Source organism: Streptomyces sp. MAR4 CNX-425 (assembly GCF_048656465.1).
Classification (GTDB): domain Bacteria; phylum Actinomycetota; class Actinomycetes; order Streptomycetales; family Streptomycetaceae; genus Streptomyces.
Genome location: NZ_JBMDLF010000006.1, coordinates 311,252 through 323,497, shown reverse-complemented (window position 1 = coordinate 323,497; position 12,246 = coordinate 311,252). Strand labels below are relative to the sequence as shown.

The window sequence follows — 12,246 nt, the reverse complement described above, 5'->3', positions numbered from 1 at the left end:
CTGACAATAGATAAAGTCTAGACCAATGCCCCCCATGCAGGGAGAGACAAGATGCGCAGTCTCAAAAAGCGCGCGGCGGTCGTCGCCGCGACCGTGACCCCCCTGGTAGTCCTCGCCCTCCCGGCCCCGCAGGCGAGCGCGCACGGCTGGATCACCTCGCCGCCCAGCCGGCAGCAGCAGTGCGCGCAGGGGACCGTCCCGTGCGGTCAGATCAAGTGGGAGCCGCAGAGCGTCGAGGGGCCCAAGGGCCTCAAGAGCTGTCACGGCGGCAACAGCCGGTTCGCCGAACTCAACGACGACAGCAAGGGCTGGCACGTCACGCCGGTCAGCCGGACGACGTCGTTCCGGTGGCAGATCACCGCCAACCACCGCACCAGCACGTGGCAGTACTTCGTCGGCGGCCAGAAGGTCGCGGAGTTCAACGACGGCGGCGCGCAGCCCCCGGACTCGTTCAGCCACACGGTGAACTTCGGCAACATCACGGGCCGGCAGAAGGTCCTGGCGGTATGGAACGTGTACGACACGGCCAACGCGTTCTACGCCTGCATCGACGTCAATATCCGGTGACGGTGCGCCGGCCGTAGCAGCGGCATCGGCCCCCGGAGAGCAGCGGCTCCCCGGGGGCCTCTTCGTGGGGTCACCCGCCCCGGCTTGTCTGGCGACCGGTTCCGATATATCGTTGAGGTGTCGCAATCGATCGTAGAAGAGTTCAAGAAGAGGTGATGACCATGCGATCCCACGGACACGGACACGGCCCGCGCGACGGGCGCCGCTCGGCCTTCGGCGGGTTCGGCCCGCCGTTCGGGCCGCCCTTCGGCCGGGGCCGCGGCGGGCCGCGGGGCCGCGCGCGCCGCGGCGACGTGCGGGCGTCGATCCTGGCGCTGCTGAAGGACCGGCCGATGCACGGGTACGAGATGATCCAGGAGATCTCCGAGCGCAGCGGCGGGGCCTGGAAGCCGAGCCCCGGCTCGGTCTACCCCACGCTTCAGTTGCTGGAGGACGAGGGCCTGATCGTCAGCGCCTCCGAGGGCGGCAAGAAGCTGTTCTCGCTCACCGGTGCCGGCCGCGAGGAGGCCGAGTCCGGGCCCGAGGCGCCCTGGGAGGACGCCGGCCGCGGCGTCGACTGGGAGGCGTTGCAGGAGGTCCGGCAGTCGGGCTTCGCGCTCGCCGAGGCGTTCCGGCAGGTGTACACCACCGGCACCGCCGAGCAGCGTCAGGAGGCCCTGGCCGTCGTCAACGAGGCCCGTAAGAAGCTGTACCTGATCCTCGCCGAGGAGCACTGAGCCGCGGTGCCCGGTTCGGCCGGCCGGGCACCGCGGCTCAGCCGCGCCGGTGTCACCGCGCCGGGCCGTCGCCCTTCGCCAGCGGCAGCGCGTCGATGCGGCCCGCGTCGCAGACCTCGCCGAGGCGCCAGGAGGCGTCCGTGTGGTGGTACGTGTCGGGCGGGATGACCTCCAGCTCCGCCGGCCGCGGGCGGCAGGCGCCGGTCGTGTCGTCCGAGCCGCTGGCCACCACCGTCCAGTGCAGCCTGCTCCACGCCGCCGAGCCCGGGGAGAGCGTCAGCATGGCGGGGGCGCGGCTGTCGTCCCGTACCACCTGGGTCGGGACGTTCGCGCCGTTCTCCCGGACGAGTTGCAGTCCGGTCCAGCCGCGGGTGCGGCAGTCGGAGTCCGAGTCGTTGGTGAGGACGAGCGCCGCGTAGCGGTTGCCCGCGGCGGAGTTGAGCGGGCGTACGGAGGCCGACAGGTCGTCCGTACGGCACCACGGGGCCGCCCCGGAACCGGCGGCCGCCTTCGGCTCCGCCCGGAGCGGCTCGATGTCCGCGCCGTCGTCCGCGCCGTCCGCCGCGTTGTCCTCCGCCGCGCCGTCTTCCGCCGCGTCGTCCTTGCCGCCTTCGGCCGCCTGTTCCGCCGCGTCGCCGTCCTGCGCGGGCGCGTCCTGCTCCGCCCGGTCCCCGTGCTGCGCGCTCTCGTCCCCGCCGGCGCGCTCCGCCTGCCGGGGCTGTGCGCCGCCCGCGGGGGCCGTGTCCGCGTCGTCGGAGTCGGTGCCGCAGCCTGCGGCCAGCAGCCCCGCCGCCGCGAGGGCGGCGAGGGCGATGCGGGTGCGGGCGCGGCCGGGCTGTCGTGTCATGTCTTCCCCCTGGCTCCTCGGAGTGACCAGATCGTGGGGTGTCGGTCGTTGGACCCGTGCGGGGAGCGATCGGTTCCACCGAGATGGATTCCCGGGGACGCGGGGAGGATGCGCGGTCCGCGCCCGCTCTCTTCGTGTCAGTAGCAATGAAGAATGACACTCATGTACGGCGCTGACATAATCGCCCGCATGCAGCAGTCATTCGACAGGCGCGCGGGGCTCGGGCTCGCGCTGGCCTCCGCGCTCGCGTTCGGCGGTTCCGGGGTGGCGGCGAAGCCGCTCATCGAGCAGGGCATGGACTCGTTGCACGTGGTGTGGCTGCGGATCGCCGGGGCCGCGCTGGTGCTGCTGCCGCTCGCCTGGCGGCACCGCGCGCTGGTACGGGAGCGGCCCGCGCTGCTCGCCGGGTTCGGCGTGCTCGCGGTCGCCGGCGTGCAGGCGTTCTACTTCGCGGCGATCGCCCGGATCCCGGTCGGGGTGGGGCTGCTCATCGAGTTCTTCGGGCCGGCGCTGGTGCTGGGCTGGGTGCGGTTCGTCCAGCGGCGGCCGGTCACCCGGCAGGCGGCGGTCGGCGTGCTGTTCGCGGTCACCGGGCTGGCGTGCGTGGTCGAGGTCTGGTCCGGGCTCGGCTTCGACGCGCTCGGGCTGCTCCTCGCCTTCGGCGCGGCGTGCTGCCAGTGCGCGTACTTCGTCCTCGCCGGGCACGGCACCGACACCGCCGACGGCGCCGCGCCGCACCCGCTGGGCGTCATCGCGTACGGGCTGATCGTCGGCGCCGTCGTGCTGACGGCCGTCTCGCGGCCCTGGAACCTGCGGTGGTCGCTGCTCGGCGAGCGCGCCGAGATCGGCGGCGCGCACCCGCCGGCCTGGACCCTGATCGTGTGGATCGTCCTGGTCACGACCGTGCTGGCGTACCTGTTCGGCGTGCTCGCGGTGCGCCGGCTCTCGCCGCCGGTGGCGGGCGTCGTCGCGTGTCTGGAGGCGGTCGTCGCCACCGTCCTGGCGTGGGTGCTGCTGTCCGAGCACCTGGGCGCGGCGCAGATCGTGGGCGGCGCGCTGGTGCTGACCGGCGCGTTCACGGCGCAGCTCGCGGCGCCCGGGCCCGCGCCGGGGGCGGGGGAGCGCGGTGAGCCGGTCGCCGGGAACGTGCCGCGGCCGCGGGACGGCGGCGCGGCGTCCGCCGGCGACGGCCCGGCGGCGCCCGACGCCGCGGGCGCGCCGCCGGGCCCGGGTCAGCCCGCGGGCAGGTAGCCGGGCGGCTCGATGCCCGGCGCCAGGTCGTCGGCCGGCACGGGGGCGCCGTAGCCGGAGGTGACCGGGACCACCCCGGTCCAGTGCGGCAGCCGGAGGTCCTCCGGCTCGTCGTTGGGTCCGCCGGCGCGGCTCTTGACGGACACCTCCTCGATGGCCAGCCGGATCACGGCGGTCTGGGCCAGCTCCTTGGTGTTCGCGCGCCGGGAGTCGGCGGACCGCCCGGGGACCACGTGGTCGACGATCGCGTCGAGCGCCATGGTCCGCTCGTCGTGGTCGGTCACCGGGTACGCGTCGCCGTGCACCACCGCGGAGCGGTAGTTGATCGAGTGGTGGAACGCGGAGCGGGCCAGCACCAGCCCGTCCACGTGGGTGACCGTCAGGCACACCGGCAGGCCGGCGTCCGCCTCCCGCCCGGCCGTGCGCAGCGGGCGGGAGCCGGTGGAGCCGTGCACGTACAGCAGCTCGCCGACGCGGGCGTAGAGCGTGGGGAGCACGACGGGGCGGCCGTCGCGTATGAAGCCGAGGTGGCAGACGTAGGCGGCGTCGAGCACGGAGTGCACGGCCTCGCGGTCGTACGACGCCCGCTCGCGGGAGCGCGTCGGCACGGTGCGGTCGGTGGGCAGGTAGTCGGCGGGCGTCGTGGTGGACACGGGCGGCTCCCTCGGTGTTCGGCGGTGCGTGCGGCCGGTGTGTGTCGCGGAGTTGCGATCCCTATTGCACTAGTGCAATATATTCTTTGTGCTAGGAGAGTATCGGATCGAGGGCCGGGGCGCAGCGGAGATCTCCGCCAGCATCGAGCGCGGCATCGGCGCCGGCGCCCTGCGGCCGGGCGACCCGCTGCCGCCGCTGCGGGCGCTGGCGACGGAGCTGGCGGTCAACCCGAACACGGTGGCCGCCGCGTACCGCACGCTGCGCGAGCGCGGCGTCGTCGAGACCGCCGGCCGGCGCGGCACCCGGGTGCGGGCCCGGCCCGCCACCGCCGCCCGCGAGCAGATCCGCGTCACCGTGCCGCCCGGCGCCCGCGACCTGTCCACCGGCAACCCCGATCCCGCCCTGCTGCCCCCGCTCGCCGACGCCCTCGCCGCCGCGGCCGCCCGGCACGCCGCCCGCCCCGTGTACTACGGCGACGAGGGCACCGACCCCGAGCTGGCCCGGCTCGCCCGCGCCGACTTCGACGCCGACGGCGTGCCGCCCGGACCGGTCGCCGTGACCTCCGGCTCGCTCGACGCGATCGAGCGCGCCTTCGCCGCCCATCTCCGCCCCGGCGACGCGGTCGCGGTCGAGGACCCCGCCTGGGGCAGCCTGCTCGACCTGGTGCCGGCGCTCGGGCTGCGGCCGGTGCCGGTGGCGGTGGACGACGAAGGGCCGCTGCCGGAGCGCGCGGCGGCGGCGCTGGCCGCGGGCGCGCGCGCCCTGGTCGTCACCTCCCGCGCGCAGAACCCGACCGGCGCCGCGCTCACCCCGGCGCGCGCCGCCGGGCTGCGCGCCGTCCTCGCCGGCCACCCGGAGGTGCTGCTCGTCGAGGACGACCACTGCCACACGATCGTCGACCTGCCGTTCCAGCCGCTCGCCGGCACCGCGCGGCACTGGCTCGCGGTGCGCTCCGCCGCCAAGGCGTACGGGCCCGACCTGCGGCTCGCCGTCATCACCGGGGACCGGGTGACCGTGGACCGGATCGAGGGCCGCCAGCGCCTCGGCCCCGGCTGGGTCAGCCGGCTGCTCCAGGACACCGTGGTCCACCTGCGCCGCAGCGGGGTCCTCGACCCGGCGGCGGTCGCGCGCTCGTACGGCGGGCGGCGCGACGCGCTGCTGGCGGCGCTGCGGCGGCGCGGGGTCGAGGCCACCGGGCGCAGCGGCATGAACGTCTGGCTGCCGGTGCCCGACGAGACCTCCGCGGTCACCCAGCTCCTCCAGGCCGGCTGGGCGGCGGCGCCCGGCGCCCGCTTCCGCCTCGCCTCCCCGCCCGGCATCCGGCTGACCGTCTCGCCGCTCGCGAGCGACGAAGTGGAGCTGCTGGCCGACGCGGTGGCTGCGGCCGTACGGCCCGCACCCGGACGGCGGTACGTCTGAGGGGCCGTACGGGGCGTACGCACCGCGCACCCGCGCCGGACGCCCCTACCCGCGCCCCGCGCCCGCCCCGCCCGCCCCGTGCGGCCGGCTGCGGGAGAGCGCCGCGCCCGCCAGCACCACCGCCGCCCCCACCGGCGTGTTCCACGTCAGCTCCTCGCCGAGCAGCGCCACGCCCGCGGCCGTGGCGATGACCGGGATGAAGTACGTGACCATCTGCGCCGTCGTCGGCCCCACCTCGGCCACCAGCCCGTACTGCACGAGCACCGCGAAACCCGTCCCCAGCGCGCCCAGCGCCAGGACCGCCAGCACCGGCCCCGCCGGATACCCGCCGGGCGCCGAGGTGAACAGCCCCGTGACGACCGCCAGTTGCGCCGTGCCCAGCAGGAGCTGCGCGCCGGTCATCGACAGGTGGGAGTGCGGGCTGCCGGCCAGCGTGCGGCGCACGTACAGCCAGCCGACCGCGTAGCTCGCCGACGCCAGCAGCGCGAGGGCCGTGCCCAGCGGGTCCTGGCCGCTGAAGCCCTGCCAGGCGCCAAGGACGATCAGCACCCCGGCGAAGCCGAGGCCGAGGCCCGCGACCCGGCGGCGCGTCGGCCGGTCCTCGCGCAGCGCGACAAAGGAGAGCAGCATCCCCCACAGCGGCGAGGTGGCGTTGCAGATCCCGGCGAGGGAGGAGGGGATGTGCAGCTCGGCGTAGGCGAAGAGGGAGAACGGCAGCGCGTTGAGGAAGAACGCGGCGACCGCCAGGTGCGCCCAGGTCCTCCCGCCGCGCGGCAGCGGCTCGCGGCGCACGGCCAGCGCGGCGGCCAGGACGGCGGAGCCGCACACCATGCGGCCGAGCGTCACCTGAAGCGGGGCGAACCCGTCGGTGCCCACTTTGATGAGCAGGAAGCTGAAACCCCAGATGAGGGAGAGGGCGGCGAAGCGGACGCGCCAGTCGAGGACGGGTTTCCGGGCAGTAGAGGCGCTGGAGGCGGCGGAGGCGGGGGTGGTGGCCGGGTCGGTGGCGGCCGGTGCCGGGGTCATGCGACTACGGTGCGCCGCCTACTCCTCGTAGCACAAGCGAGACTTACTCGCCCCTATCTCGTAGCATCACTTACATGTTGAACCTGGACCGGCTGCGCACCCTGGCCGCCCTCGCCCGGCACGGCTCCGTCAGCGCCGCGGCCGACGGGCTGCACGTCACCACCTCCGCCGTCTCCCAGCAACTCGCCAAGCTGGAGCGGGAGACCGGGCAGCAGCTGCTCGCCAAGAACGGCCGCGGCGTCCGCCTCACCGACGCCGGCCGGCTGCTCGCCGAGCACGCCGTCCGGATCCTGTCGCAGGTCGAGGCGGCGCAGTCGGAGCTGGAGGCGCACCGCGGCCGGCCCGTCGGGGAGCTGGCGCTCGCGGCGTTCCCGACCGCCGCCCGCGGGCTGTTCCCCACCGCCCTCGCGGCGCTGCGGCGCGACCACCCCGAGCTGCGCGTACGGCTGCGCGAGCAGGAGCCGGACCAGGCGGTGCCCGGCGTCATCCGCGGCGACCACGACGTCGCCGTCGTCCTGGACTGGTACAACAAGCCGATGCCGCTGCCGGCCGGCCTGTCCCGGGCGCCGCTGCTCGACGACCTCGCCGACGTCGCCGTGCCCGCGGGGCACCGGCTCGCGGACCGGGCGGACGTGGTCCTGGCGGACTTCGCCGACGACGACTGGGTCTCCTGGCCGGAGGCCGAGTTCTGCCACGACTGGCTGACGTCCACGCTGCGCGCCGAGGGCATCGAGCCGCGCATCGCGCACACCGCCGAGGAGCACCACACGCAGCTGTCGCTCGTCGCCGCCGGCCTCGGCGTGGCCGTCGCCCCGCGGCTGGGCCGCGGGCCGGTGCCCGCGGGGGTGCGCGTCCTGCCGGTACGGGGCGCGATGCACCGGCACATCTACGCGATCTGGCGCTCCGACGCCGACCGCCGGCCGTCCATCCGGGAGGCCGTCCGGGCGCTCCAGGCCGCGGGCCGCGCCGTCTGAGCGCGGCCCGCGGCACGCGCGCGTCAGCCCTGGCGGAGCACGTCCCCGTCGACGCGTACGTCCGCCGCGGGCAGCGGCTCCAGGGCCGGGCCCTGCGTGACGCTGCCGTCCGCGATGGCGAACTTGCTGCCGTGGCACTCGCAGTTGATCGTGCCGTCCTCGACGCTGCTGACGACGCAGCCCTGGTGGGTGCAGACCGCCGAGAACGCCTTGAACCGGCCCGGCTCCGGCTGCGTGACGACCACCTTCTGGTCCTTGAAGATCATCCCGCCTCCTTCGGGCACCTCGCCGGTGCTGCCGAGCTCCGAGCCGCCGTCCCCGCCGCCCTCCTGCGGCTCGTCCGCGTCGCCACCGCCCTCCCCGGGGGTCGCGCTGTCCTCGGCGGCGCCGGAGCCGCCGGAGTCGTCCGAGTCGCCGCAGGCGGCGAGCGCCGCGGCGAGACCTCCGGCGCCGGCGGCGGCCACGACGGTGCGGCGGGCGGTGAGCCTGGCCGGGTTGCGGGATTGCATCATGGTGGGGCCCTTTCCTGGTGCGCCGGCCGACCGCCCTGGGCCGGCGGGACCGGCGTGCTGTCCGTGTGCCTCAGCGCCCTCATACGTACGCCGGGGGTTCGGCGTTCAGCTCCCGCCGCAGGAACGCCAGCTCGAACCAGAGGAGATTCTCCGCGATCGCGTCGTCCGAGATCATGTGCGACGCGCCGGGCACCGGCAGGACGCTGTGCGGCCGTCCGGCGGCCAGCAGTTCGGCGGAGAGCCGCAGGGTGTGGGCGGCGACGACGTTGTCGTCCGCGAGGCCGTGGACGAGCAGCAGGGGGCGGCGCAGCCGGTGGCCGAGCCCCACGAGGGACGAGCGGTCGTAGTGCTCGGGGTGCTCGGCGGGGTGGCCGAGGAAGCGCTCCTGGTAGTGCGTGTCGTACAGGCGCGCGTCGGTGACGGGCGCGCCCGCGACGGCCGCGTGGAAGACGTCCGGCCGGGTGAGGACCGCCGCCGCGGCGAGGAACCCGCCGAACGACCAGCCGCGGATGGCGACCCGCCCCAGGTCGAGGTCCGGGTGCCCGGCCGCCGCCGCGTGGAGCCCCCGCACCTGGTCCGCGACGGCGGTGTCCCGCTTGTCGCCGCTGTTCGACCGCTCCCACGACGGCGGGCCGGTGGTGGCCCGGCCGTCGGTGACGAGCACGGCGAAGCCCTGCTCCGCGAACCACCGCGAGACCAGCGTCCACCACCCGCGGGCCGGCACCGCCAGCCGCAGCCCCGGGCCGCCGTACGGGTCGAGCAGCACCGGCAGCGGGCCGTCGCCGGCGCGGTGCCACGACGGCAGGAACAGGTGGCCGCGCAGCCCGTCCGGGCCGTCGAGGACGAGCGGGCGCGGCCGGAGCGCGGGTTCCTCGGCGAGCGAGACGAGCGGCCGCAGCGGGCGGCCGGCGGTCAGCACCCGGGCCGCCGTACCGTCCGGCGTGGCGCTCTCCAGGACCGTCGTGCCGCCGCCCGCGGTCGCCGTGTGGTGGCCGGGCCCGTCGCTCAGCCGCACGCAGCCCGCTTCCGGTTCGTACGACCACACATGCCGCTCCGCCGGGTCGGCGGCCGCCGTGAACAGCACCCGCTCGCCCGCGACTCCGAGGACCGCGCGCACGTGCAGCCCGGCGGGCGTGACGGGTTCGCCGTCGCGGACCAGCCGGTAGGTGTCGGTGGCGGTGTCGTTGGTGACCCGCAGCAGCGCGCCGGACGCGGTCCGGGCCGGGGTCCCCGGCACCAGCCGGGTCCAGTGCGCGTCGCGCGCCTCGGCCAGTACGCGGGTGGCGCCGGTGTCCGGGTCGGCGGCGAGGGTGAGCAGCGTGCGCTGGTCGCGGCTCTGCACGCCGAGAAGCGGGCCGTGCGCGTCCCAGCCGGCGGTGGCCAGGTACTCGTACGCCGTCCGGTCCCAGCGCACCTCGGTGCGCCGGCCGCCCGGCGTGACCACGTACAGGGAGACGTCCGCGTTGGCCGTGCCGGCCGCCGGGTAGCGCACCGTGCGCGGCTCCGCCGACGGGTCGGCGGGGTCGGCGAGGTGCCAGCGGTGCACGCCGGACTCGTCCACGCGCGCGACGAGCAGCGCGCCGCCGTCCGGCGCCCACCAGTGGCCGCGGCCGCGGTGCATCGACTCCGCCGCCACGTGCTCGGGCAGCCCGTACGTCACGTCCGGCCCCTCCGGCGCGACGAGCCGCCGGTCGTCGCCGCCGGCCACCGGGACGGTGTGCAGCGCGCCCCCGGTGACGTACGCGACGTGCCGCCCGTCGGGCGAGGGGCGGGGGTCGACGGCCGGCCCGGCGGTGGGCAGCCGGAACGGCGCGGAGCCGTCCGTCCGTACCGCCCACAGCTCGCCGCCCAGTGCGAACGCGGCGAGCCGCACGGCGGCGTCGGTGGCGTACGAGGTCACGCCCGCCGTCCGCGTCCGCGACCGCTCCCGCCGCACCCGCTCGGCGACCGGCTCCGCCCCGCCGGCCACCAGCCCCGCCGGATCCACCAGCTCCTGCTCCGCGCCGTCCTCGTACAGCCACAGCCGGGCCACGGGGTCGGTGCCGCTCCCGGTGCGCAGGAACAGCACGCGCTCGCCGTCGGGCGAGACCGTCGCGGCGTGCGGCAGGCCGAGGGTGAACTTGCGGGTGCGGGCGAGGCGGCGGGGGAACTCCGGCGCGGGGTTTGCGTTCATGCCCGAGACCATGCCCGGATACCCGCCGCCGCCACCAGGGGGACAAGCCGGGGCAATGCCCCTCCGGACGCCGCCGGGGCCGGCCGGCCCGGTCTCCACCCGGCCGGGCGCCCCTCAGGTCCGCGTGCCCCCCGCCCTCGCCGCTGCGGAGGTGTTCATCGGCGAGGGATACGCCAAGGCTTCTCTGCACACGATCAGCACCCGGGCCGGCGTCAGCTCCGGCGCCCTGCACTTCCACTTTCCGAACAAGGACGCGCTGGCCGAGCAGGTCGAGTGCGCCGCGGCGGCCCTGAGGGAGGAGCTGGTCGACCGCTCCCGCGCCGCCGCCGACACCGCGCTCCAGACGCTGGTCAACACCACCCGCAGCGTGATGCTCGCCGCCGCCGGCGACCCGGTGATCAGGGCCGGGTTCCGGCTGAGCGGCGACCCGTCGCGCAGCGGGGCGGAGTTGCTCCGTGCTCAGCGAGCGCGAACGGGCCGTGCTCGTGGCGGTGGCCCAGGGGATGTCCAACGCCGAGGCCGGCCGGGCCCGGGCGTGCGGGAGGCGACGGTCAAAGCCCACGTCAGCAGCATCCTGGGCAAACTCGGTGTGGCGAACCGGGTGCAGGCGGCCATCCTCGCCCGCGACGCGGCCTGGCTCTGACCCCGTTGCCCCGCGGGCAGCGACCGGCCCCTGCCGTCAGTCCGGTGCCCGGCCGTGCGGGCGGTGCCTGCGGGCGGCGAGTAGGGCCAGGAAGGCGACGAGTACGCATCCGGTCAGGGCGGCGGCCCCGGCGCGGAACCCGGCCACGCCGCCGGCGGCGGCGCTCCAGCCGAACGCGGCCAGGGCGGGCCCCGCGGTCTGGCCGAGGGTGCGGGCGAGGTTGGTGATTCCGCCGGCGGAGCCGGCGCGGCCTTCCGGGACGGCGGCCAGGATCGCGGTCATGTTGGGGGAGTTGAACAGGGACATGGCCGCGCCCACCAGGCACAGCCGCCAGGTGACGTCGACGGGCCCGGCACCGGCGTCCAGGGTGAACATCGGCACCATGGCCAGTACGGTCAGGGCTCCGCCCGCGGCGGCCACCGACCGCGGGTCGAAGCGGTCCGCGAGCACCCCGGCGAGCGGGGTGACCAGGGCGCTGACGACGACGAAGACGCCGATCGCGGTGCCGAGCAGTTCCGGGCTGCGGCCCAGCACGTCGCTGATGAAGAACGGCAGCAGGAACGAGGTCAGCCCGACGAGCGCGGCGTTGCCCAGCAGCGCGAGCGCGGGCAGCCTCAGGGACGGCCGCCGCACCAGCGAGGTGACCGGCCGGGAGGCCGGCAGCCGGGCCCACCACACGCCCAGCGCCACCGCGCCGGCGGCCAGGGCGGCGGCGGGCACCGGATGCCGGCCGCCGTGCTCGACGGCCAGCAGCCCGGCGGTGACCGCGGTTCCGATCAGCGCCACGTCGGCGAGTACCCCGCGGTCCGGGCTCGGCAGCCGGCGCCCGCCCGGCCCTGGCGCGGCGGGCGGCACGGTGATCCATCCCAGCAGCGCGGCGAGCACCAGCGGCGGCACCCGGGCGAGGAAGACGGCCCGCCAGCCGTGGCTGTCGGCGAGCCAGCCGCCGAGCGGGGCGACGGCCACGCTGCCCACCATCATGAGGGCGGTGTGGTAGCTCATTGCCCGGCCGCGCTGGTCATGCCGTACCGCGGCGGAGACGACCGGCAGATACACCCCCAGGTACAGGGCCGCGGCGAATCCCTGGAGCACCCGCGCGGCCAGCAGCAGCCAGAACTGCGGCGCCAGTCCGGCCAGTACGTCGGCGGCGGCGAGCGTCAGCAGCGCCAGGGTGAAGACCAGCCGGGAGTCCGCCTTGTCCGTCCACCGGCCGGCGGGGAGCGCCAGCGCCGCCATGGGCAGCTGGTAGGCCAGCAGCACCCAGGCGGTCGCTCCGGTGCTCACGCCGAGGTCGTCGCCGATCAGCGGCAGGGCGAAGGCCGCCATGCTCAGCTCGCCGGCCACCAGCAGCGTGGCCAGTGCCGAGGCCGCCATCGTCGCCCACTTCGTACGTGCCGGGGCGGCGTGCTCCGACGTCTGGGCGGCGGTGTCGTCAGGCTTCTTCACAGGGCGAATGTACAATGG

12 protein-coding genes are annotated in these 12,246 nt (G+C 76.1%); 6 read left to right on the top strand and 6 right to left on the bottom strand.

Annotated features, from left to right (window positions below; translation table 11 throughout):
• Positions 1-51 precede the first annotated feature (51 nt).
• Together ACHZ99_RS19230 and ACHZ99_RS19225 are read left to right on the top strand one after the other, a co-directional pair.
• Positions 52-567, top strand: a complete 516-nt coding sequence (locus ACHZ99_RS19230; RefSeq protein ID WP_420305867.1) for a lytic polysaccharide monooxygenase auxiliary activity family 9 protein — start codon at positions 52-54, stop codon at positions 565-567.
• A gap of 161 nt (positions 568-728) precedes the next feature.
• Positions 729-1,283 carry a PadR family transcriptional regulator gene (locus ACHZ99_RS19225; protein WP_420306062.1) on the top strand — a complete coding sequence of 185 codons (555 nt, stop codon included), beginning with the start codon at positions 729-731 and terminating at the stop codon, positions 1,281-1,283.
• 52 nt (positions 1,284-1,335) lie between these two features.
• Here the strand turns inward: ACHZ99_RS19225 and ACHZ99_RS19220 are convergent, their stop codons facing one another.
• Positions 1,336-2,130, bottom strand: a complete 795-nt coding sequence (locus ACHZ99_RS19220; RefSeq protein WP_420305866.1) for a DUF4232 domain-containing protein — start codon at positions 2,128-2,130, stop codon at positions 1,336-1,338.
• A gap of 162 nt (positions 2,131-2,292) precedes the next feature.
• Here ACHZ99_RS19220 and ACHZ99_RS19215 point away from each other — a divergent pair, with 162 nt between their 5' ends.
• Positions 2,293-3,381: an EamA family transporter gene (locus tag ACHZ99_RS19215; protein WP_420305865.1), complete on the top strand. Its 1,089-nt coding sequence runs from the start codon at positions 2,293-2,295 to the stop codon at positions 3,379-3,381.
• Here ACHZ99_RS19215 and ACHZ99_RS19210 read toward each other — a convergent pair.
• Positions 3,363-4,034, bottom strand: coding sequence for a pyridoxamine 5'-phosphate oxidase family protein (locus tag ACHZ99_RS19210; protein ID WP_420305864.1), 672 nt, complete (start codon positions 4,032-4,034; stop codon positions 3,363-3,365). The genes ACHZ99_RS19215 and ACHZ99_RS19210 overlap by 19 nt on opposite strands.
• A gap of 88 nt (positions 4,035-4,122) precedes the next feature.
• Here ACHZ99_RS19210 and ACHZ99_RS19205 point away from each other — a divergent pair, with 88 nt between their 5' ends.
• Positions 4,123-5,454, top strand: a complete 1,332-nt coding sequence (locus tag ACHZ99_RS19205) for an aminotransferase class I/II-fold pyridoxal phosphate-dependent enzyme (protein WP_420305863.1) — start codon at positions 4,123-4,125, stop codon at positions 5,452-5,454.
• A gap of 45 nt (positions 5,455-5,499) precedes the next feature.
• Here the strand turns inward: ACHZ99_RS19205 and ACHZ99_RS19200 are convergent, their stop codons facing one another.
• Entirely contained in the window at positions 5,500-6,480 is a 981-nt protein-coding gene (locus tag ACHZ99_RS19200; RefSeq protein WP_420305862.1) for a DMT family transporter, read from the bottom strand.
• A gap of 74 nt (positions 6,481-6,554) precedes the next feature.
• Here ACHZ99_RS19200 and ACHZ99_RS19195 point away from each other — a divergent pair, with 74 nt between their 5' ends.
• A complete protein-coding gene (locus ACHZ99_RS19195) occupies positions 6,555-7,454 on the top strand; it encodes a LysR family transcriptional regulator (RefSeq protein WP_420305861.1) in 900 nt (299 codons plus the stop codon).
• A gap of 23 nt (positions 7,455-7,477) precedes the next feature.
• Here ACHZ99_RS19195 and ACHZ99_RS19190 read toward each other — a convergent pair whose 3' ends face one another.
• Both ACHZ99_RS19190 and ACHZ99_RS19185 read right to left on the bottom strand, forming a co-directional pair.
• Positions 7,478-7,966: a Rieske (2Fe-2S) protein gene (locus ACHZ99_RS19190; protein ID WP_420305860.1), complete on the bottom strand. Its 489-nt coding sequence runs from the start codon at positions 7,964-7,966 to the stop codon at positions 7,478-7,480.
• A 79-nt stretch (positions 7,967-8,045) separates the two neighbouring features.
• A complete protein-coding gene (locus ACHZ99_RS19185; RefSeq protein WP_420305859.1) occupies positions 8,046-10,139 on the bottom strand; it encodes a prolyl oligopeptidase family serine peptidase in 2,094 nt (697 codons plus the stop codon).
• Positions 10,140-10,194: 55 nt separating this feature from the next.
• Between ACHZ99_RS19185 and ACHZ99_RS19180 the strand changes: the two genes are divergently transcribed.
• Positions 10,195-10,782, top strand: a complete 588-nt coding sequence (locus ACHZ99_RS19180; RefSeq protein ID WP_420305858.1) for a TetR family transcriptional regulator — start codon at positions 10,195-10,197, stop codon at positions 10,780-10,782.
• Between the two features lie 36 nt (positions 10,783-10,818).
• On the opposite strand, the gene ACHZ99_RS19175 is transcribed toward ACHZ99_RS19180, so the two are convergent.
• Entirely contained in the window at positions 10,819-12,228 is a 1,410-nt protein-coding gene (locus tag ACHZ99_RS19175) for an MFS transporter (RefSeq protein ID WP_420305857.1), read from the bottom strand.
• Positions 12,229-12,246: the final 18 nt, after the last annotated feature.

Bases quoted from the DNA above. Each gene is read 5' to 3' on its own strand.
- ACHZ99_RS19230 (WP_420305867.1), top strand. From the start codon at position 52: ATGCGCAGTCTCAAAAAGCGCGCGGCGGTCGTCGCCGCGACCGTGACC.
- ACHZ99_RS19225 (WP_420306062.1), top strand. From the start codon at position 729: ATGCGATCCCACGGACACGGACACGGCCCGCGCGACGGGCGCCGCTCG.
- ACHZ99_RS19220 (WP_420305866.1), bottom strand. From the start codon at position 2,130: ATGACACGACAGCCCGGCCGCGCCCGCACCCGCATCGCCCTCGCCGCC.
- ACHZ99_RS19215 (WP_420305865.1), top strand. From the start codon at position 2,293: ATGTACGGCGCTGACATAATCGCCCGCATGCAGCAGTCATTCGACAGG.
- ACHZ99_RS19200 (WP_420305862.1), bottom strand. From the start codon at position 6,480: ATGACCCCGGCACCGGCCGCCACCGACCCGGCCACCACCCCCGCCTCC.
- ACHZ99_RS19195 (WP_420305861.1), top strand. From the start codon at position 6,555: ATGTTGAACCTGGACCGGCTGCGCACCCTGGCCGCCCTCGCCCGGCAC.
- ACHZ99_RS19190 (WP_420305860.1), bottom strand. From the start codon at position 7,966: ATGATGCAATCCCGCAACCCGGCCAGGCTCACCGCCCGCCGCACCGTC.
- ACHZ99_RS19185 (WP_420305859.1), bottom strand. From the start codon at position 10,139: ATGAACGCAAACCCCGCGCCGGAGTTCCCCCGCCGCCTCGCCCGCACC.
- ACHZ99_RS19180 (WP_420305858.1), top strand. From the start codon at position 10,195: ATGCCCCTCCGGACGCCGCCGGGGCCGGCCGGCCCGGTCTCCACCCGG.